This window comes from Neobacillus niacini, from assembly GCF_031457145.1.
Lineage (GTDB): Bacteria > Bacillota > Bacilli > Bacillales > Cytobacillaceae > Neobacillus > Neobacillus niacini_J.
In genome coordinates, this window is record NZ_JAVDVZ010000005.1 from 12,810 (window position 1) to 31,372 (window position 18,563).

General features: G+C 37.9%; 21 protein-coding genes and 1 riboswitch. Of the genes, 12 read left to right on the forward strand and 9 right to left on the reverse strand.

Translation table 11 applies throughout. The features are described from left to right. The first annotated feature begins 233 nt into the window (after positions 1-233). The 6 genes from J2Y03_RS13580 to menC all read left to right on the forward strand — a co-directional run bounded on the left by J2Y03_RS13580 (position 234) and on the right by menC (position 7,697). Positions 234-1,634, forward strand: a complete 1,401-nt coding sequence (locus J2Y03_RS13580) for an isochorismate synthase (RefSeq protein WP_310194966.1) — start codon at positions 234-236, stop codon at positions 1,632-1,634. Between the two features lies 1 nt (position 1,635). Continuing rightward, positions 1,636-3,384 (forward strand): 2-succinyl-5-enolpyruvyl-6-hydroxy-3-cyclohexene-1-carboxylic-acid synthase, encoded by a 1,749-nt coding sequence (menD, locus tag J2Y03_RS13585; RefSeq protein WP_310194969.1) that lies wholly within the window; start codon positions 1,636-1,638, stop codon positions 3,382-3,384. Beyond that, on the forward strand, positions 3,384-4,196 hold the full coding sequence (gene menH / locus J2Y03_RS13590) for a 2-succinyl-6-hydroxy-2,4-cyclohexadiene-1-carboxylate synthase (RefSeq protein ID WP_310194971.1): 813 nt from the start codon (positions 3,384-3,386) through the stop codon (positions 4,194-4,196). Before menD ends, menH begins: the two co-directional genes overlap by 1 nt. A gap of 13 nt (positions 4,197-4,209) precedes the next feature. Then, the gene (gene menB / locus J2Y03_RS13595; RefSeq protein ID WP_310194972.1) at positions 4,210-5,028 is read left to right on the forward strand and encodes a 1,4-dihydroxy-2-naphthoyl-CoA synthase; all 819 of its coding nucleotides are present in this window, start codon (positions 4,210-4,212) and stop codon (positions 5,026-5,028) included. 81 nt (positions 5,029-5,109) lie between these two features. Beyond that, positions 5,110-6,594, forward strand: coding sequence for an o-succinylbenzoate--CoA ligase (locus J2Y03_RS13600; RefSeq protein ID WP_310194974.1), 1,485 nt, complete (start codon positions 5,110-5,112; stop codon positions 6,592-6,594). After that, positions 6,591-7,697, forward strand: coding sequence for an o-succinylbenzoate synthase (gene menC, locus J2Y03_RS13605; protein WP_310194977.1), 1,107 nt, complete (start codon positions 6,591-6,593; stop codon positions 7,695-7,697). Before J2Y03_RS13600 ends, menC begins: the two co-directional genes overlap by 4 nt. Positions 7,698-8,010: 313 nt before the next feature. Here menC and J2Y03_RS13610 read toward each other — a convergent pair whose 3' ends face one another. Together J2Y03_RS13610 and J2Y03_RS13615 are read right to left on the reverse strand one after the other, a co-directional pair. Next, the gene (locus tag J2Y03_RS13610; protein ID WP_132093432.1) at positions 8,011-8,169 is read right to left on the reverse strand and encodes a DUF1540 domain-containing protein; all 159 of its coding nucleotides are present in this window, start codon (positions 8,167-8,169) and stop codon (positions 8,011-8,013) included. Positions 8,170-8,259: 90 nt separating this feature from the next. Continuing rightward, positions 8,260-9,198: a metal ABC transporter solute-binding protein, Zn/Mn family gene (locus tag J2Y03_RS13615; protein WP_310194979.1), complete on the reverse strand. Its 939-nt coding sequence runs from the start codon at positions 9,196-9,198 to the stop codon at positions 8,260-8,262. Between the two features lie 206 nt (positions 9,199-9,404). Here J2Y03_RS13615 and J2Y03_RS13620 point away from each other — a divergent pair, with 206 nt between their 5' ends. Next, positions 9,405-9,977: a beta-class carbonic anhydrase gene (locus tag J2Y03_RS13620; RefSeq protein WP_310194981.1), complete on the forward strand. Its 573-nt coding sequence runs from the start codon at positions 9,405-9,407 to the stop codon at positions 9,975-9,977. Here the strand turns inward: J2Y03_RS13620 and yidD are convergent. Beyond that, positions 9,974-10,201, reverse strand: a complete 228-nt coding sequence (yidD, locus tag J2Y03_RS13625; RefSeq protein WP_310194984.1) for a membrane protein insertion efficiency factor YidD — start codon at positions 10,199-10,201, stop codon at positions 9,974-9,976. The genes J2Y03_RS13620 and yidD overlap by 4 nt on opposite strands. A gap of 292 nt (positions 10,202-10,493) precedes the next feature. Between yidD and J2Y03_RS13630 the strand changes: the two genes are divergently transcribed. Beyond that, positions 10,494-10,967, forward strand: coding sequence for an S-ribosylhomocysteine lyase (locus J2Y03_RS13630; protein ID WP_132093422.1), 474 nt, complete (start codon positions 10,494-10,496; stop codon positions 10,965-10,967). Between the two features lie 45 nt (positions 10,968-11,012). Here J2Y03_RS13630 and ytzI read toward each other — a convergent pair whose 3' ends face one another. Together ytzI and J2Y03_RS13640 are read right to left on the reverse strand one after the other, a co-directional pair. Next, positions 11,013-11,177, reverse strand: a complete 165-nt coding sequence (gene ytzI, locus J2Y03_RS13635; protein WP_310194988.1) for a YtzI protein — start codon at positions 11,175-11,177, stop codon at positions 11,013-11,015. A 105-nt stretch (positions 11,178-11,282) separates the two neighbouring features. Continuing rightward, positions 11,283-11,537 (reverse strand): DUF6154 family protein, encoded by a 255-nt coding sequence (locus tag J2Y03_RS13640; protein WP_132093418.1) that lies wholly within the window; start codon positions 11,535-11,537, stop codon positions 11,283-11,285. A gap of 238 nt (positions 11,538-11,775) precedes the next feature. On the opposite strand from J2Y03_RS13640, the gene J2Y03_RS13645 reads away from it, so the two are divergent. Together J2Y03_RS13645 and ytkD are read left to right on the forward strand one after the other, a co-directional pair. After that, complete coding sequence (locus tag J2Y03_RS13645) at positions 11,776-12,099, forward strand: hydrolase (RefSeq protein ID WP_310194991.1); 324 nt, start codon at positions 11,776-11,778, stop codon at positions 12,097-12,099. Positions 12,100-12,187: 88 nt separating this feature from the next. Next, entirely contained in the window at positions 12,188-12,667 is a 480-nt protein-coding gene (gene ytkD / locus J2Y03_RS13650; protein WP_310194993.1) for an RNA deprotection pyrophosphohydrolase, read from the forward strand. A 21-nt stretch (positions 12,668-12,688) separates the two neighbouring features. Here ytkD and J2Y03_RS13655 read toward each other — a convergent pair whose 3' ends face one another. The 3 genes from J2Y03_RS13655 to J2Y03_RS13665 are packed head-to-tail and all read right to left on the reverse strand — an operon-like array spanning position 12,689 to position 15,290. After that, positions 12,689-13,495 (reverse strand): ABC transporter permease, encoded by an 807-nt coding sequence (locus tag J2Y03_RS13655; RefSeq protein ID WP_310194994.1) that lies wholly within the window; start codon positions 13,493-13,495, stop codon positions 12,689-12,691. Beyond that, entirely contained in the window at positions 13,476-14,252 is a 777-nt protein-coding gene (locus J2Y03_RS13660) for an ABC transporter ATP-binding protein (RefSeq protein ID WP_310194996.1), read from the reverse strand. The genes J2Y03_RS13655 and J2Y03_RS13660 overlap by 20 nt, the downstream gene beginning before the upstream one ends. A gap of 21 nt (positions 14,253-14,273) precedes the next feature. Beyond that, positions 14,274-15,290 (reverse strand): ABC transporter substrate-binding protein, encoded by a 1,017-nt coding sequence (locus J2Y03_RS13665; RefSeq protein ID WP_310194997.1) that lies wholly within the window; start codon positions 15,288-15,290, stop codon positions 14,274-14,276. A 124-nt stretch (positions 15,291-15,414) separates the two neighbouring features. On the opposite strand from J2Y03_RS13665, the gene J2Y03_RS13670 reads away from it, so the two are divergent. Beyond that, the gene (locus J2Y03_RS13670) at positions 15,415-16,206 is read left to right on the forward strand and encodes an alpha/beta hydrolase family protein (protein ID WP_310194999.1); all 792 of its coding nucleotides are present in this window, start codon (positions 15,415-15,417) and stop codon (positions 16,204-16,206) included. Between the two features lie 38 nt (positions 16,207-16,244). Then, complete coding sequence (locus tag J2Y03_RS13675) at positions 16,245-16,487, forward strand: DUF2584 domain-containing protein (RefSeq protein WP_132093400.1); 243 nt, start codon at positions 16,245-16,247, stop codon at positions 16,485-16,487. Between the two features lie 38 nt (positions 16,488-16,525). Here J2Y03_RS13675 and pckA read toward each other — a convergent pair whose 3' ends face one another. Continuing rightward, positions 16,526-18,112 (reverse strand): phosphoenolpyruvate carboxykinase (ATP), encoded by a 1,587-nt coding sequence (gene pckA / locus J2Y03_RS13680; RefSeq protein WP_310195002.1) that lies wholly within the window; start codon positions 18,110-18,112, stop codon positions 16,526-16,528. Positions 18,113-18,329: 217 nt separating this feature from the next. Beyond that, positions 18,330-18,468, forward strand: a riboswitch (SAM riboswitch). Positions 18,469-18,563 lie beyond the last annotated feature (95 nt).

An 18,563-nucleotide genomic window follows, 5' to 3' on the forward strand; every position in this document is an offset into this window, starting at 1 on the left:
AAATTAGTAGTTAATTCCTGTCTGATTATTAACAAGTAATTGGAGGGAAAATGAAGGTAACAGCAATTGAAATTCAAATAAAGCCCTGATCGATTTGTTTTAAGGTATAATGTAGTATTGAAGAGTATAGGTAGTGACAAGTATTACTGACTTCTTTACAATGAAAGTAGTATCTTTAAATTGGCATTATAATGAATGGATTGCAGTCATTTGACTGTTTTGGAGGGATTTTTTTGGTTACCATTCAGGAAACGGAATTAAAGGAAAGAGGTCTTCTGGCTGTTAGTAGTGCTCGAAGACTAGGCCGGCCCATTTTAATGAGTGAAGTTCATAAAATGGACACGATAGACCCTTTATCCTTTTTTAATAGTGGAAGTGAGCGCTATCTAGGGGAACGCTTCTATTGGAAAGACCCATCAGAAGAAGTTGTGATTATTGGTCTTGGGTTATCAAAACAAATTCAGTCGGATCAGGTTACTGACCGCTTTTTTCATGTTGAAGAGGAATGGAAAAAATTTTTACAGGATAGCCTTATCTTTAACCCATACAAAGAAAATGGTTTAGGACCCGTAATGTTCGGGGGATTCTCCTTTGATCCACTTAAAACAAAAACGACACTTTGGTCTAAGTACGCTGATTCTTTATTCCATATTCCAAAATATATGTTAACGATTGTTGAGAATCAAACGTTTTTAACTACCAATATTGTTTGTACACCAAATGATGATTTTACACTTTTCGAAAAGGTAATCAAGGAGCGAGTTCAGTTACTAACATCGCTCGAACAAGATTTTGATTGTAAACCAGCAAAACTCATTGCAACAAAAGAAATTTCACCGCTGCAATGGAAGCAGAGTGTAGATGAATTGGTAAAGGATTTAAAAGACGGATCTTTGAAAAAGGTTGTTCTTGCACGTGAATTAAGATTAATTTTTGATAATCAGGTTAAAGCAGAGGTTATTCTAGAAAATTTATACAATCAACAACGTGATAGCTTTCTTTTTGTTTTTGAATCCAATGGAGATTGTTTTATTGGTGCAACACCTGAAAGGCTTGTGAAGAAACAGGGGAACGATGTTTTCTCAACCTGTCTTGCAGGATCGATTAAACGGGGAAAAACCGAGTTCGAAGATGAGATATTAGGGCAAACATTACTAAATGATCAGAAAAACCTTATTGAGCATGGATTTGTGGTTGAAATGATAAAAGAAGCATTAGCCGAATCTTGTGAGGAAATAATCCTCCCGGAGAAGCCGCAATTAATGAAAATAAGGGATATACAACACCTTTATACACCTGTTATCGGTAAATGTCAGAAAGATGCCTCGTTGCTTTTACTAGTAGAAAGACTTCATCCCACTCCAGCTCTTGGTGGACTGCCTAAACAGGAAGCCGTTGAAAAAATTAGACAAATAGAGGAACTTGATCGTGGTTTTTACGCTGCACCACTTGGATGGGTAGATTATCGTGGAAACGGCGAATTCGCAGTTTCAATACGGTCTGGACTCATTCAAGGAATGGAAGCTTCCTTATTTGCTGGATGTGGTGTTGTTTCTAATTCTGATTCAGAAAGTGAATATATGGAAACAAGCTTAAAATTTAGTCCGATGCTTCGAGCCCTTGGAGGAAAATAATATGGATCATCAAGTTTCATTAACAGCGTATTTGGCTGCCTTTGTGGCAGAGTTAGTACAAACAGGCATAAAAGATGTAGTCGTCAGTCCAGGGTCTAGGTCAACACCAATGGCGATGGTGTTGGCTGAACATCCAGAAATAAACATTCATATCCATGTGGATGAACGCTCCGCTGCTTTTTTTGCGCTAGGGATAGCTAAAGCTACCAACAAGCCAGTTGCCATTTTATGTACATCTGGAACAGCTGCGGCGAACTATTTCCCCGCAATCGTTGAAGCCCGTTATTCACGTGTTCCGTTACTTGTTTTCACAGCTGACCGCCCTCATGAGCTTAGAGAAGTTGGTGCTCCCCAAGCGATTGACCAAATTCATTTATATGGTCAGCATGTAAAATGGTTTGCAGACATGGCTTTGCCAGAGAATAATAAAGAAATGATTCGTTATGCCCGGACTGTTTGTGCACGTGCGGCAGCTATAGCTATGCAGGCACCTGCTGGCCCAGTTCATTTGAATTTCCCTTTCCGGGAACCACTCATTCCAAAACTAGATGAAATAACCTTCCAATTAGAAGAACGGCCTAATGGATATGTCAAGGTTAGAAATGGTGAATTGACAATCCCTGAGGATGAAATCAGGGAAATTTCATTTAAACTAAATGAGTATAAGAAGGGAATTATTGTTTGCGGAAACATTGAAGACGAACAATTTGCTCAGGCTGTCACAGAATTATCGGATGCATTAAAATTCCCAATTTTAGCAGATCCGTTATCACAGCTTAGAAGTGGAAAACATCAACTAGAAAATATTGTGGAGTCATATGATACATTCTTACGGAATGAAGACGCAAAACCATATTTGCAACCAGATGTCATTCTCCGATTCGGGGCAATGCCAGTATCTAAGGCATTGACTATTTTCTTAAAGGAAAACCACCAAGCAGAACAATTTGTTATCGATGGTGCTGGAGGCTGGCGAGATCCGTCATCTTTATCAACAGAAATGATCTTCTGTAATGAAACGATTTTTTGTGAGAAGTTGTTAAGTTTATCAGAAACAAGGGAGTCAGTAGAATTTTTAGAAAAATGGCTGGATGTTAATAATCTTACAAAAGCAAACATGTCACTAATAAAAGATAGTTATAAGTTAAGTGAGGGTCGGTTATTCTACCAACTAGAAGAAATGCTTCCTGAGGGTGCAACATTGTTTGTTGGAAACTCCATGCCAATTAGAGACCTAGATAGTTTCTTTCTAAATAATAATAAATCCATCAAAGTAATGGCCAATAGAGGCGCAAATGGTATAGATGGAACAGTATCAACGGCATTAGGGGCTGCATTATACTCTAAACCTTTATATTTGGTTTTAGGTGATCTTACTTTTTTCCATGATTTAAATGGTTTGGTTGCAGCAAAATTATATGATATTGATATTAGAATTATTGTTGTTAACAATAATGGAGGCGGAATTTTTTCCTTTTTACCACAATCACAGCATCCAAAGTATTTTGAACTTTTATTCGGTACACCGTTAAATTTGGAATTTGAGCATGCTGTCCGGATGTTCGATGGGAAATTTACTAAAGTAAAAGATTGGGAGCATCTAGGTGAGCTTATGAACCAATCTACCGAAGTCAAGGGATTAAATGTATATGAGGTCGTAACAAACCGTGATAGCAATCTGACCGAACATCGCGAATTTTGGCGTATTGTTTCCCAGGAAATATCAAATTTTGTCAAAGGTGTTCATTAATGCAGGTAAATAGTAACGGTATTCGTTATCATGTCGAAGTGTGTGGGGAAGGATTTCCATTACTTTTATTACATGGTTTCACTGGGGATTCTTCCACCTGGACATCTTTTTGTTCGGTTTGGGGTAAGCATTCAAGATTAATCATCCCTGATATTATCGGCCATGGTCAAACAGAATTACCTGAAGATCTTAATCGTTATCAAATGGAAGCAGCTGCTGCAGACTTAATTTTTATCTTAGATCAACTGGGAATTGAAAAAGTCGATATGCTTGGATATTCTATGGGGGGAAGGTTAGCGCTGACTCTTGCGATTACATATCCAGAAAGAATTCGAAAGCTTATTTTAGAAAGTGCTTCACCAGGACTGAAAACAGAAGAAGAAAGAATGCAGCGCCGTATGAAAGACGGGGAACTAGCAAACTTTATAAATAAACATGGAATTCAATCATTTGTCGACTATTGGGAAGCTATCCCGCTTTTTTCAACAATGAACAATCTTTCAGCTCCAATCAAAGAATCGATTAGGATACAAAGGTTATTCAATAATGCCAGGGGACTAGCCAATAGTTTATTAGGGATGGGGACAGGATCTCAGCCATCTTGGTGGGAAAAGTTAAATCTGCTTAATTGTGAAGTGCTGCTAGTTACAGGGGAAAAGGATGAAAAATTCTGTATGATTGCTGAAAAAATGCAATCAGGTATAAAAAGAGCTACATGGATTGTAATAAATAATTGTGGACATGCAATTCATGTGGAACAAAAAGAAAAATTTGGTACAATAGTAAGTGACTTTTTATTAATACAAAACTAAGGAGGAGATCGTTTTGACAGTAGAATGGATAGCAGGTCGTAAATATGAAGAAATACTTTATGAAACACATAACGGAATTGCAAAAATCACGATTAATCGTCCCCATGTACATAATGCTTTTACACCAAGAACTGTTATGGAATTAATTGATGCCTTTGCTTATGCACGAGATGATTCAAGTGTAGGGGTTATCGTGTTAACAGGTGCAGGAGATAAGGCATTTTGTTCTGGTGGTGACCAAAAAGTACGCGGACATGGAGGTTATGTTGGTGATGACCAAATTCCTCGTTTAAATGTTCTAGATCTTCAACGTTTAATTCGTGTCATTCCAAAGCCAGTAATTGCGATGGTTAAAGGATATGCCATTGGCGGCGGGCACGTTTTACACATTGTTTGTGATTTAACGATAGCAGCTGATAATGCTGTTTTTGGTCAAACTGGTCCAAATGTTGGAAGCTTTGATGCTGGTTATGGCTCAGGATATCTTGCAAGAATTGTTGGGCATAAAAAGGCTCGCGAAATTTGGTTCTTATGCCGTCAATATAATGCACAGGAAGCTCTTGATATGGGCTTAGTCAATACGGTTGTTCCGCTTGAAAGAGTGGAAGAGGAAACCATTCAGTGGTGTAATGAAATTTTGGAGAAAAGCCCAACTGCACTTCGTTTCTTAAAGGCTGCAATGAATGCAGACACAGATGGCTTAGCAGGTCTACAGCAATTAGCTGGTGATGCAACACTCCTTTACTATACAACAGAAGAGGCTAAAGAAGGCCGTGACGCTTTTAAAGAAAAGCGTAAGCCTGATTTTGGTCAATTCCCTCGTTTCCCTTGATTTAAAAGTTATTAGTTGCAGCTTGATGGACTCCATCAGGCTGTTTTTATATCGGAAGGAATAGAAAGCAGGTGATAATGAATGCAATATGATACCATGCCTAACTTCTTGAAAAAGAGAGCATTTCTGACACCTGATAGAACGGCGGTTTTTTTTAATGAAATGGCAATAACATTTAAGGAACTTTATGAAGGGTCCTATCAAACCGCCGGAAAGCTTCAAAGGTTTGGCTTACAAAAAGATCAATACGTAGGGGTCTTATTGAAAAATCATATTGATAGTGTCGTTATTTTATTCTCCCTTCAGCTTCTAGGCGTCAAGGCAGTAATCCTAAATAACCGCTTATCTTCTAAAGAATTGGTTTGGCAAGTAAACGACTCCAGAGTCACTGCATTAATTATGGAAGCAGAATTTACTGAGATAAAACAGGAAATCAAAATCCCGGTTATTACAAAAGACCAGTTATTTGCGACTACACCAGAGGTTCCAGTCATACAGGAAGAAATTAATTTAGCTGATGTCTGTACCATTATGTATACATCGGGTACAACTGGAAATCCGAAAGGAGTGCTGCAAACCTATGGAAACCATTGGTGGAGTGCCGTAGGGTCAGCATTAAATTTGGGCTATATGGAAAGTGACCGTTGGCTTTGCACTGTACCTCTATTTCATATAAGTGGTTTTTCTATCTTAATGCGCAGTGTGATTTATGGCATGACTATTATTCTCCATGAAAACTTTGATGCGGAAAAAGCGATAACAGATATAAAAACTAAAGAGGTAACTATTATGTCAGTGGTAGGGACAATGCTATCGAGGATTGTGGATACACTTAAGGATTCCCAGCTTCCAATTCAATTTCGTTGTTTTCTTCTAGGGGGTGGTCCGGCACCATTACCACTGTTGGAGGCATGTTTGGCTAAAAACTTACCTGTTTTTCAATCTTATGGTATGACCGAGACAGCTTCACAAATTGTCACCCTAGCACCTGAATATAGCATCACAAGACTTGGATCCGCGGGTAAGCCATTGTTACCTTCGCAGCTTAAGATTCTTTTGGAGGATGGAGAAATTGCGCCGCCAAATGTGGCTGGTGAGATTGTTGTTAAGGGTCCCAATGTAACAATGGGTTATTTATATCGTCCAGATATCACAAGCGAAAAATTAAACGAAGGTTGGCTCCGCACAGGGGATATTGGCTATTTGGATGAAGAGGGCTTTTTATATGTACTCGACCGGCGTTCCGATCTCATTATTTCTGGGGGAGAAAATATTTATCCTGCTGAAATTGAATCTGTTTTATTAGCCCATCCAGATGTAGCGGATGCAGGTGTCACTGGTATTCAAGATGAAACATGGGGACAGGTTCCTGTTGCCTTTATTGTCCGAAAGGAAGGGGCTCTTGTTACTGAGCCACAACTTAAACAGTTTTGTTTAGAAAACTTGGCTAAATACAAACTGCCGAAATCAGTCCATTTTACTGACAGTCTTCCGAGGAACGCTGCTAAAAAACTGTTGCGCAGGAAGCTTGGCGAGTGGGTTAATGAGGGCAGGGTTAACGAATGAAGATTTCACGAATTAAACTAAGAGTAATAAGTATGCCGTTAAAATCACCTTTTTACACACACTTAGGTGTAGTTGTAGAACGGGAAGGGCTTATTATTGAGGTTTCCGATTCTAATGGAATATCAGGTTTTGGCGAAGGTGTAGCATTTTCAACTCCTTGGTACACAGAAGAGACCGTGAAGACCAGTTTACATATCTTAAGTGATGTTTTAATCCCTTTACTTATGGAGAACCCCATCAAACATCCAGAAGATTTGGCCATATTATTTAAGTCGGTTAGAAGAAACCATATGGCCAAGGCTGGTTTAGAGATGGCCATTTGGGATTTGTATGCAAAAACGAATTCTAAATCTCTTTCAGCTGTCATTGGTGGAACTAGAGGGGAAATTGCTTCAGGTGTAGTGGTTGCGGCTGATACCCTTTCAAGTTCTCTCAACCAAATAGAAAAGTACCTTGAAGAAGGATATCAGAGATTTAAAATCAAAATTAATCCTAGGCAGGATTACTCCTTACTTGCAGAAATTCGCCGTCATTATCCTGAACTTCCGGTTATGGCTGATGCCAATTCTGCTTATACCCTAAAAGACATTGATCGATTAAAAGCACTTGATGACTTTCATCTTTTAATGATTGAACAGCCGCTTGCAAGTGACGATATAATCGAGCACTCATTGCTTCAGCGAGAAATAAAAACACCAATTTGTTTAGACGAAAGTATTGTTAGCTTTGAGGATGCTAAAAATGCCATTGAGCTTGGGAGCTGTAAAATCATAAATATTAAAGCAGGTAGAGTGGGAGGACTTTATGAAGCAAAACGAATTCATGATTATTGCCTAGACAAGGGTATTGAAGTTTGGTGTGGGGGAATGATTGAATTCGGAATATCACGGGCGCATAATATTGCTCTTGCTTCCCTGCCAGGCTTTACGATTCCAGGGGATATTTCCGCTTCCAATCGGTTTTGGGAGGAAGATATCATTACTCCAGAAGTAACAGTGGAAAAAGGATATGTGACAGTCCCTGATGGTCCAGGTATCGGGTTTGGGATTAATGAAAAAAGGCTTCAAGAAACTACTTTATTTGAAAAATTATTTGCATTTTAATAAATATTGGTAATCGAGCGTCACTAGATGCCCCAATGGGCTATTCACTCGTGGTTTGGGTCAAGTAGAGCGTCTCTACATGCCCCAATTGGCTATTCACTCGTGGTTTGGGTTAAGTGGAGCGTCTCTACATGCCCCAATTGGCTATTCGCTCGTGGCTTGGGTCAAGTGGAGCATCCCCACATGCCCCAAATGATTGTTCACCGGTGATTTGGGGCAAGTAGGGCGTTTCAAATGGAGAGGGAAAAGTAACAGTTAAGTGAACACTGCCTAAAAATAAATAAACCAGACAAAATGTCTGGTTATTTATTTTCTATATATCCGACGCTTCAAAGGTTTTACAATCTGTTTCTTGACTGTTATCAGCTGTTTTTCCTTTGTGGCTGACAACATATATACTCTCAGCACTGCATTTGTTTCCCTTTGCCCAATATGAGCAGTTATTAACTTCACATAAAACATCCTGTGCCATTCGTATCACTCCTTCGTATAATTCGTAATACAGAAATAGCATTTGATTTTTTACCCTGTATCATCCCTGTAAGTAACAGGTAACGATTGCCTAATCGTTTAGGGCTGTCTTTAGTGATTCTAAGTTCTGCTTCATAAGGGAAAAGTATGTTTCGTTATCCTTAATATTTTCTTTTGTCAGAATCCCTAAATTATGGACCGGTAAAGCCCGTGCTCCAATTTCCTTTTGGACAATCTCTGCTAATTTTGATTGGACGTTTTGTTCAAATAGGATATAATGAAACCCTTGTTTATCAGCTAATGAAATAATTTTTTCTAATTCTCTTTGGGTTGGTTCATTGGCAGTAGAGAGTCCGGAAATACTGATTTCCTCTATGCCATATCTTTGCTCCCAATAACTGAAGGCAGCATGAGTGACAATGATATTTTTATATTTAGCATTTTGAATGGTCGTTTCAAATTCTGAATTTAATTCATCTAATTCATTTGCAAGCTGTTGATAATTTTGATCGAAATCCTCTTTATTCTGAGGCATTTTTTCAATTAAAGAATCTCTAATAACAGCCGCCATTTCCTTGGAATAGATTGGGTCGAGCCAGACATGGGGATTAAAATCTCCATGACCATGATCTTCTTCTTCATGGTCTCCATGTTCTTCAGCAGGATCTAAAATCAAATTCTCGGCAGTTGAAATCAGAGAGACATTTTCATTTTTTAATGTACCTTTTGCTTTTTCCACAAAGCCTTCTAATCCTAAACCAATGTAGAAAAATAAATCAGAATCGGCCAGTTTTATCATATCCTTCTGAGATGGTTCAAATGTATGCTCATCTGCACCTGGTGGATAAATTGTCTTTACACTAACGAATTTGCCACCAATTCGCTCAGTAAAATATTGAAGAGGGAATACTGTTGTATAGATGGATAACTGATCTTTTTCTTTTTGCGTTTGACCATTTTCTTTACTGCAAGCAGTCATTACCAAACTTACTAGTAAAATAAATATAGGAAAAAGTATAATTTTTTTCATAAGTGCTCCTTTAAATTTTTATAAACCGGAGTTATTACGATTTAAATTGGAAAAATTTTTAGTATTAAGAAAAAATGTATAATACGGAACGATTCCGATTTCCTTATGTATCTTACAAAAAAAATGTCTTAATTGCAAGCAAAATATTGATACATCCTGTACTTTTTATGTATTCTAAGTATAGACAAAAGAGAGGTGGGATAATTGTGAATGAAACTAGATTATTAAATGAAATCCTTGATTATAACCAAAAGTTTGTTGAAAGTCGTGAATATGAGAAGTATGAAACAACGAAATTCCCAAATAAACGTACAGTGATTCTAACTTGTATGGATACAAGATTATTGGAATTACTGCCAAAGGCTATGAACTTAGGAAATGGGGACGTAAAGACCATTAAAAATGCCGGGGCACTAGTGTCACATCCATTTGGAAGTATCATGAGAAGTATTCTTATCGCAGTTTACCAGCTGCAGGCAGAGGAAGTCCTCGTAGTCGCTCACTACGATTGTGGTATGAGCGGATTGAAGGCTGAACCGGTAATAGAAAGTATGAAGAACCGAGGGGTAACAGAAGAAACCATTGATACCCTTACATATTCCGGCATTAATATAAAAAAATGGCTTCATGGTTTCGATAATGTCACCGAAAGTGTAGAGCACAGTGTGGAGGTAATCAAAAATCATCCACTAATGCCAGCTGGTGTTCCTGTACACGGGCTCGTGATTGACCCTAAAACTGGAAAGCTTGATCTTGTTGTTGATGGTTATCAGCGTTAAATCTCTTTTTTTTCTGGGACCGGATCGATTCCACCTGGATGAAAGGGATGACATTTTAGAATTCTCTTAAGTGTTAACCAGCCTCCCTTTAATGCTCCAAACCGTTGGACGGCTTCTAACCCATAATGGGAACAGGTAGGATAAAACCGACAGCTTGGGGGTTTAATGGGAGAAATCACAACTTGATAAAAACGAATAATTGAGATAAAAATCTTTTTAAACATCGGGGCACTCCCTTGGTACAGATTACTTAAAAGATACCATATATAGAAAAAAACGTCTAAATTGCTAATTATACTTAGGCTATTTTTGTAAAGATTGTTGTTAAAATCTTAAAGCCGATTTTAACGTGGAAATAGCTATTTTGTGCTTTTGAATTTAGTTTGCAGGCTCTTTTCTTATTATATTTTGTTCCAAAAAGCAACTACGTTTTAGAAAAGAGCCTTACCTAAGTGGATGAAAAAACTCGGAATTTATAGTATGATAAATTTAGATGTTAAAAAGGAGTGGAGATTTATGCCTTCAGTAGAAAGCTTTGATTTAGATCATAATGCGGTTAAAGCCCCTTATGTGAGACATTGTGGTGTCCATAAGGTAGGAAGTGACGGTATTGTTAATAAGTATGATATCCGCTTTTGCCAGCCGAATAAACAGGCTATGAAGCCTGATGTCATTCATACATTAGAACATTTGCTTGCTTTCAATCTTCGAGCGCATGTTGAAAAATATAACCATTTTGATATTATCGATATTTCACCAATGGGATGCCAAACAGGCTACTATTTAGTTGTCAGTGGTGAGCCGACCGTTGAAGAAATCATTGACCTTCTAGAAGATACCATGAAGGAGGCAGTTGAAATTACTGAAATTCCAGCTGCAAACGAAAGACAATGCGGTCAAGCGAAGCTTCATGATTTAGAGGGAGCAAAACGTTTAATGCGTTTTTGGCTTGAGCAAAGTAAAGAAGACTTAAAACAGGTTTTTGCTTAATATAAAACAAAAGAAATTCCTATTCGTCATGAATAGGAATTTCTTTTATTGCTTTTTTTCTCCATTTTCTATTTTTTCGTTTTCTAAATAAGGATTATCATCAATAGGATCTACTGTATGTTTATAGGAATAAGCTTTTGATGTAGTCAGGACTGCAAGCAATAGAACAACGATGATGATAATAATGCTTACGACAAATATCGTATACATGTTTTTACCCTCCCTTTATCATCATATTTTAGCATGGTTTGATATTTTTTTAACTAAAAAAGAAACTGCAGTCAGCAGTTCCTTCATTCCTGTGGTATGTAAATATCAATGAATATTCCTTGGATAGTAAGTATGGGTGCGTTGGCCGTACTCTTCTTGCGCAAATTTTCCTTTTAAGCTCTCAATTAAATATAAACCCATTAAATCGTATAATTCTTGTTTATCCATTTCTTGAATCAAATGTAGAAGGTCTTCATGTGACATCTCTTCTAAGAAGGCGAATGCTAACATATCAATATCTTCTTCATCACCAGTCAGCTTGTCTCGATACATTTGAAATAATTCATCGACTAACCTCATCTTCGTTCACCTCCATAGAATTTTAAAAATTTTATCCTTACTTATTCAATTCCCCTTATGATGAAAAATATCCTCTATAGCTGTAGCAAAAGTTAGTAAGAAATGGTGAAAATCCATTTTCTTAATATTATGACAATTATACATCATTCAATGCTAAAAAATTAGTCGAAATTTGAAAAAGAATAAATTTTATTGGATTGTGGGAAATTTTAAATACTATCAGTAAGGGGATGACATAATGGATGAGCAAAAAAAGACTTATTATATAGATGTTGGGCATGGACAAATATCCCAAAGTTCAACAGCTTCAACTTGGAGCTTTAAAATTCAAGCAAATGATGAGGAAATCACGCAGTTAAGAGAGTTGTTTGATCAAAACTATTCAACAGAATGGAAAAACTTCTTTAGAGCCCACGTTCCTTATGTTCAATATCATTATGATCGTGAAAATGATGCGTATGACAATACGATTGAGCAGGTGTATGGAATGATTTACAAACTTGGTAATAATGAAGCAAAAAGTCATATTGAATCGATGAATATTTTACCTAATATGAGATGAGTAAAAAAGGGAAGTCCTGTTTATTATGGGGATTTTCCTTTTTTTCGATTATAATAAATGCAATATAGGCTGCAAGGGGAGAACAGAAATGAAAGAATTTTTAGATGAATTTGGGAACAAGGTAGAGTTAGCGCTTACGACCAATGCTTTTCAGCAGAAGGCAAAGCATGTGCTGGTCATTTGTCAGTTGAAGGAAGCTTGGTATTTAACCAATCATAAAGTTCGAGGTTTAGAATTTCCAGGGGGAAAGGTGGAACAAGGGGAATCATTAATAGAGGCTGCTCACCGTGAAGTTTATGAGGAAACAGGTGCGATAATCGACGAACTGTTGCAGATAGGGGAATATAGAGTAACAAACAAAAAAAATTCATTTGTGAAGGCGGTTTTTTGGGGCAAAATAAAAACCATCGATAACACAAATAACTATTACGAAACCAATGGACCTGTTGTAGTGAAAGGCGATATTTTACGGCTGCGGTTTGGTGGGGAATACAGTTTCATTATGAAGGATGAAGTGATTCAAGAGTGTATTAAACATATTTATAAGCTTCAAAATGAAAAAGAATAGCGACAAATCTAAATTAAGCCGCTATTCCTTGATAAGTTTTTTCTCTAATAGCTCAACAAGCTGATACATAATCGTGGCAACGACGGCAATCACCATCAATGATAAAAAGACTAGGGTAAAATTAAATACTTGGAAACCGTAAATAATGAAGTACCCTAGTCCCTTAGAGGAAACTAAGAATTCTCCAACAATAACGCCAACCCATGATAATCCAACATTTACCTTTAGAGTAGAAATGATCGTTGGAAAACTGGCAGGCAGGATGGCTTCCTTAAAACACTGAAAACGGGTCGCACCGAATGTTTGCAGTACCTTTAAATAGTTAGGGTCTACTTCTTTAAACGAGGTATAGACGACAATGGTGGTAATAATGATTGAGATGATTGCACCCATAGCAATAATCGAAGGATAACCAGGTCCAAGGGCAACGATTAAGATGGGTCCTAATGCCACCTTTGGCATTGCATTTAAGACGACAAGGTATGGGTCAATGATTTTTGAAAACATCGGTGACCACCATAGTAAAGCGGCTAATAGCGTTCCAAGCAAAGTACCTAGAATGAAACCAAAAATAGTTTCTGTTAAGGTCACACTAAGGTTGGATAATAAACTACCGTCTTGGATTTTTTTAAGAAATAAAACCCAAATCTTTGAGGGAGAACTGAAAAGTAAGGGATCTATCCACCTTTGTTGACTTGAAAATTCCCAGCCAGAAAAAAAGAGTAAAAATATTAGCAATTGATAAAAACGGACCCATCTTTTTTCAATCGTTCGTGAATGTAAAAAATTTTTATGGAGCAGGTTCACGTTATTCTTCCCTTGGTTCAAGTGAATCCAACTCCTTCCATATTGTCTGAAAGATACTAGAAAACGCCTCATGATTTCTAGCATTAAAAGGTGACAATTGCTTTAGTTCTCCTGGCATTTCAAATACCTTATGAATTCTGCCCGGACTTGGGGAAAAGAGCACAACCCGATCACTCATGGCAATAGCTTCGCCGATATCATGTGTGACCAGGATGGCTGTTTTTCCGAATGTATCCAATGTTTTTGAAACTAAATCTTCAAGCTTTAACTTAGTTTGATAGTCTAGAGCTGAAAAAGGTTCATCAAGCATTAGAAGCTTAGGTTCAGTTGCCAGCGTTCTTACTAGAGCAGCCCGCTGTCTCATGCCGCCTGATAGCTGCTTTGGCAGCTGCTTTTCAATTCCGCTTAACCCCATTTGCTTTAAAAGGTCTAGAGCAGCTAATTTGGTCGTATCATTCAATTGTTTCGATAATTTTAGGCCAAGGAGGATATTTTCTTCAATTGTTTTCCAAGGGAACAAGTAATCCTGCTGAAGCATGTAGCCGATTTGATTTTTTATACCTGAAAGTGGTTTGTTCTCAAGTAAAATAGTTCCTTGGGTTGGTTTTATCAACCCGGCAATGATGGAAAGTAAAGTTGTTTTCCCACAGCCGCTAGGGCCGAGGAAGGAAACAAACTCTCCTTCCTCAACTTGGATAGTAATTTCGGAGAGGGCCGTGGTTGCAGAGGCTTTAGTGAAATAAGTATGATGAACATCCTTGATGGCTAAGAAACTCATTTAGACGGCCTCCCAATTTAATTATTCTTCTTTAACTTTTTCAGCAATTTCTGTATTAACAAGTGTTTTATGTTCTACTTCTTGTGGTAGTTCACCAGCTTCGTCCATAATGTCCTGGAGATTGTTCCATTCATCCTTATCAAGGATTGGGTCTGTTGCGAAAGAACCTTGCTCTTTATAACGGTCAACCACTGTGCTGATCAATTCTATGTCAGTATCAGGGAAATAGGATTCAATCGCCTCAGCTACTTCGTCAGAATTATGTGTATCGACCCATTGCTGTGCCTTATAAATGGCTCTTGTGAATTTTTCTACGATATCTTGGTTTTCCTTCATATAACTATCTTTGGCCATGAAGGTTGTATATGGTACATGACCTGATTCAGTACCGAAGGAAGCAATAATATGTCCTTTTCCTTCTTTTTCAAAAATACTCGCTTGTGGTTCAAATAATTGAACGAAGTCGCCCGTTCCTGAGGCAAACGCACTAGGGATATTTGCGAAGTCAATATTTTGAATCAATGTTAAATCTTGATGTGGATCAATGCCATGTTTTTTAAGAACGAATTCTCCAACCATCTGCGGCATGCCGCCAGTACGCTGTCCTAAGAACGTCGATCCTTTTAATTGATCCCATGAGAAATTATCAATTTTTTCTCTGGAAACAAGGAAAGTGCCATCTGTTTGGGTAAGTTGTGCAAAGTTAATAACCGGATCATTGGAACCTTGAGCATAAACATAAATAGATGTCTCGGAGCCGACCAGGGCTATATCTGCGCCATTTGAAAGCAGGGCTGTCATGGTTTTGTCGCCACCAAAGGCTGTAGACAATTCAACATCTAAGCCCTCTTCTTTAAAAAATCCTTTGGCAATGGCAACATATTCAGGTGCATAGAAGATGGAGCGGGTAACTTCTACTAACCGAACCTTTTCAATTTTCTCCGTATCGGTCTTATCAGTAGTAGTACAAGCAGTTATCGAAAACATAAGAATCACAATTAGAAGAGTGGAGAGACTAAATTTCATCCATTTTTTCACACCAAAACCTCCTTTTTACATTAAAAAATCTGGGCTGTTGGCCTAATGTATCGTATGAAGGGGAACAAAATGTGTGAATGCCTAGTCGTATATTTTTATAAAATTTGAAAGGTGAAATGTAAAGATGAACAAACAAAATGGAGTGATTATCGAGGTTCATCGCTTCCCGTCACCCAATCCTAATGTGGAACTAAGGGTGATTACCTATCTTTCAAATGGATTGAGAGTTAAAGGGATGCTGGCGGAACCGAAAATAAAGGGGAACTATGATGGCTTTTTATATTTACGAGGGGGAATTAAAAACGTTGGAATGGTTAGACCAGCCAGAATCGCTCAGTTTGCTTCTGAAGGATTTATTGTATTTGCTCCTTACTATCGCGGGAATCAAGGCGGGGAAGGGAATGAGGATTTTGCTGGAGAGGATAGGGAGGACGCCTATGCAGCCTATCTGCTCTTAAAATCCTTGCCTGGGGTAGGAGCTATCCATATATTTGGTTTTTCCCGTGGCGGTGTAATGGCACTTATGACCGGACTTCAATTTCCTGAGGCAGCTTCGATTGTCACTTGGGGCGGGGTATCGGACATGTTCTTAACATACGAAGAGAGAAAAGACTTGAGGAAGATGCTGAAAAGAGTAATTGGCGGTACACCAGGAAAATATCCAGAAAGATATGAAGCACGTACCCCACTATATGAACTTGAAAATCTTACCCAACCTGTTTTGATCATTCATGGAGTAAATGACCAAAATGTATCAGTGGAGCATGCTTACAGACTTGAAAGAAGACTTAAAATGTTAAATAAGCCGGTGGAGGGCTGGTATTTTACTGATTTTACTCATTACTTTCCCCCCGTGACCAATAGAAAAATCGTGAGGGATTTATCGAAGTGGATGAAATCTCAAATCAAAAGATGATAAAATAAAGATAAGTCCAATGCAGAGGAGCGGGTCATATGGGTATGCCTTTTGAGTTAAATACGATGATTGTAACAAAAGGCCATGAAAAAAGGGTAGAAGAAAATCTTTTCGTATTAGAAAAAGAAGGCTATCGACTTTATCCAATTGATATCCCTATTGATGTTAGAAAAACAATTGAAAGTGATACGAATGGAACAGGAGTTATTAAAAAGGTTGAATGGCAAAATAACAGCACCTGGATCACCTATCAATTAATTTCATTAAATTCAACGAACTAATGAAAAGCCCTTATCACCAGATAAGGGCTTTCTTACATTTATGCAATTGGTCCGCCTTTATCTTCAATTTCAGCCTGGACATTGGTGAATTTTTTAAAGTTTTCACGGAATTTCGTAGCTAATTCTTTTGCTTTCTGATCATAAGCTTGTGGGTTTGCCCATGTTTTGCTTGGCTGCAATACCTCATCAGGAACTCCAGCAATGTGAAGCGGGATATTCAGGCCAAAAATGTCATCCGTAACTGTTTCTACATGGTTTAGTTCCCCTTCAAGTGCAGCCTGCACCATTGCTCTTGTATAGGAAAGCTTCATGCGGCTGCCGGCTCCATATTCTCCGCCAGTCCAGCCAGTATTCACTAGAAAGACCGTTGCATTATGCTCAAGAATTTTTTCACCTAGCATTTCTGCGTATCGTGTTGCAGGTAATGGAAGGAATGGCGCACCAAAGCAAGTGGAGAAGGTTGCCTCTGGAGACGTTACACCACGCTCTGTTCCTGCAAGCTTGGATGTATAACCGCTCAAGAAATGATACATCGCTTGCTCTCTTGATAATTTTGAGATTGGCGGCAATACACCAAATGCATCAGCTGTTAAAAAGACAATTGTATTAGGGTGACCAGCAATACTTGGCAGAATCACATTATCAATTGCATGAATGGGATAAGCAGCTCGAGTATTTTCAGTTAAGGATGAATCATCATAATCGGCTATTCTCGTTTCGGGATTAAGTGCAACATTTTCAAGTACAGAGCCAAAATGGATGGCATCAAAAATTTGTGGTTCTTTTTCCCTTGAAAGATTAATGGTTTTCGCATAACAGCCGCCTTCAATATTAAAGACACCAGTGGATGACCAACCGTGCTCATCATCGCCGATTAAGCGGCGATTTGGATCTGCCGATAAAGTAGTCTTACCTGTACCAGAAAGACCAAAGAACAGTGCGACATCACCTTCAACTCCCACGTTTGCAGAACAATGCATCGAGAAAATATTATTTTCAGGTAATAGGTAATTCATAATCGAAAAGATTGCCTTTTTCATTTCACCAGCATATTCAGTTCCACCTATTAATATTGTCCTTTGTTCAAAAGAAATGATAATAAAAGTTTCAGACTTTGTACCATCAACAATAGGATTTGCTTTGAAATTGGGAGCAGAAATAATCGTGAAACCAGCTGCGTGTGTCAGCAGCTCTTCTTCACTAGGTCGAATGAACAGTTGATGAGCAAATAAATTATGCCAAGCATATTCATTCACAATTTGAATCGGCAATTGTGTTTTTTTATCTGCTCCAGCAAATCCTTTAAAAACAAATAGTTCATTTTTTTGTTTTAAGTATTCCAAAACTTTATGATAGAGGTTATTAAAAACATCCTCTGAAATTGGCTGATTTAAATGACCCCAATCAATTTTATCCTTGATTGAATCTTCCATGACAATGAATTTGTCTAGTGGGGAACGGCCTGTATATTTACCTGTCGATACACTTATAGCACCAGTGGAGGTTAATTTGCCCTCATTCCTAGATAAGACCTTTTCCACTAATTGGGGTACAGACAATTGAATGTGCACATTACTTTCTTCCAACAATTGGCCTAACTCATTTGGGATATCAACAGAATTCATCTCAGGGACCCTTCCTTTTCAAGTTTTTAATATTCAAATTATTTGTAAATAGTATAACACATTAAAATTAATAGTCTATACTAATTGGTGAATTTAGGTTGTATTAATTCCAGTGATTTAATGGTGGGAAAATTTGATGCAATTATCCTTAATTTGCTAAAAAATTCATTGACTTTGTTCGATATATTCAAGTAAGATGATAATTTGAACGGATACTCTCTTATCCTGAGCTGGTGGAGGGACAGGCCCTATGAAACCCAGCAACCTGCTTTATGAGAAATGAACCTTTAATCAGTTCTATTCTCAAGTGCGAAGGTGCTAATCTGACGCAAGGCTTTGACCTTGAACGATAAGAGTGAAAGGACCGGAACAACCTTTACTCATGAGGTAAGGTTTTTTGCAATGTACGAGACCTTTTATCAAAAGAGTTGCTAATAAAAATCCTTTGTTT

Bases quoted from the DNA above. Each gene is read 5' to 3' on its own strand.
- J2Y03_RS13610 (WP_132093432.1), bottom strand. From the start codon at position 8,169: ATGGCACAGGATGTTTTATGTGAAGTTAATAACTGCTCATATTGGGCA.
- pckA (WP_310195002.1), bottom strand. From the start codon at position 18,112: ATGAATTCTGTTGATATCCCAAATGAGTTAGGCCAATTGTTGGAAGAA.
- J2Y03_RS13630 (WP_132093422.1), top strand. From the start codon at position 10,494: ATGCCTTCAGTAGAAAGCTTTGATTTAGATCATAATGCGGTTAAAGCC.
- J2Y03_RS13615 (WP_310194979.1), bottom strand. From the start codon at position 9,198: ATGAAAAAAATTATACTTTTTCCTATATTTATTTTACTAGTAAGTTTG.
- J2Y03_RS13640 (WP_132093418.1), bottom strand. From the start codon at position 11,537: ATGAGGTTAGTCGATGAATTATTTCAAATGTATCGAGACAAGCTGACT.
- J2Y03_RS13600 (WP_310194974.1), top strand. From the start codon at position 5,110: ATGCAATATGATACCATGCCTAACTTCTTGAAAAAGAGAGCATTTCTG.
- J2Y03_RS13670 (WP_310194999.1), top strand. From the start codon at position 15,415: ATGAACAAACAAAATGGAGTGATTATCGAGGTTCATCGCTTCCCGTCA.
- ytkD (WP_310194993.1), top strand. From the start codon at position 12,188: ATGAAAGAATTTTTAGATGAATTTGGGAACAAGGTAGAGTTAGCGCTT.
- J2Y03_RS13660 (WP_310194996.1), bottom strand. From the start codon at position 14,252: ATGAGTTTCTTAGCCATCAAGGATGTTCATCATACTTATTTCACTAAA.
- J2Y03_RS13675 (WP_132093400.1), top strand. From the start codon at position 16,245: ATGGGTATGCCTTTTGAGTTAAATACGATGATTGTAACAAAAGGCCAT.
- ytzI (WP_310194988.1), bottom strand. From the start codon at position 11,177: ATGTATACGATATTTGTCGTAAGCATTATTATCATCATCGTTGTTCTA.
- menH (WP_310194971.1), top strand. From the start codon at position 3,384: ATGCAGGTAAATAGTAACGGTATTCGTTATCATGTCGAAGTGTGTGGG.
- menD (WP_310194969.1), top strand. From the start codon at position 1,636: ATGGATCATCAAGTTTCATTAACAGCGTATTTGGCTGCCTTTGTGGCA.
- menC (WP_310194977.1), top strand. From the start codon at position 6,591: ATGAAGATTTCACGAATTAAACTAAGAGTAATAAGTATGCCGTTAAAA.
- J2Y03_RS13645 (WP_310194991.1), top strand. From the start codon at position 11,776: ATGGATGAGCAAAAAAAGACTTATTATATAGATGTTGGGCATGGACAA.
- yidD (WP_310194984.1), bottom strand. From the start codon at position 10,201: ATGTTTAAAAAGATTTTTATCTCAATTATTCGTTTTTATCAAGTTGTG.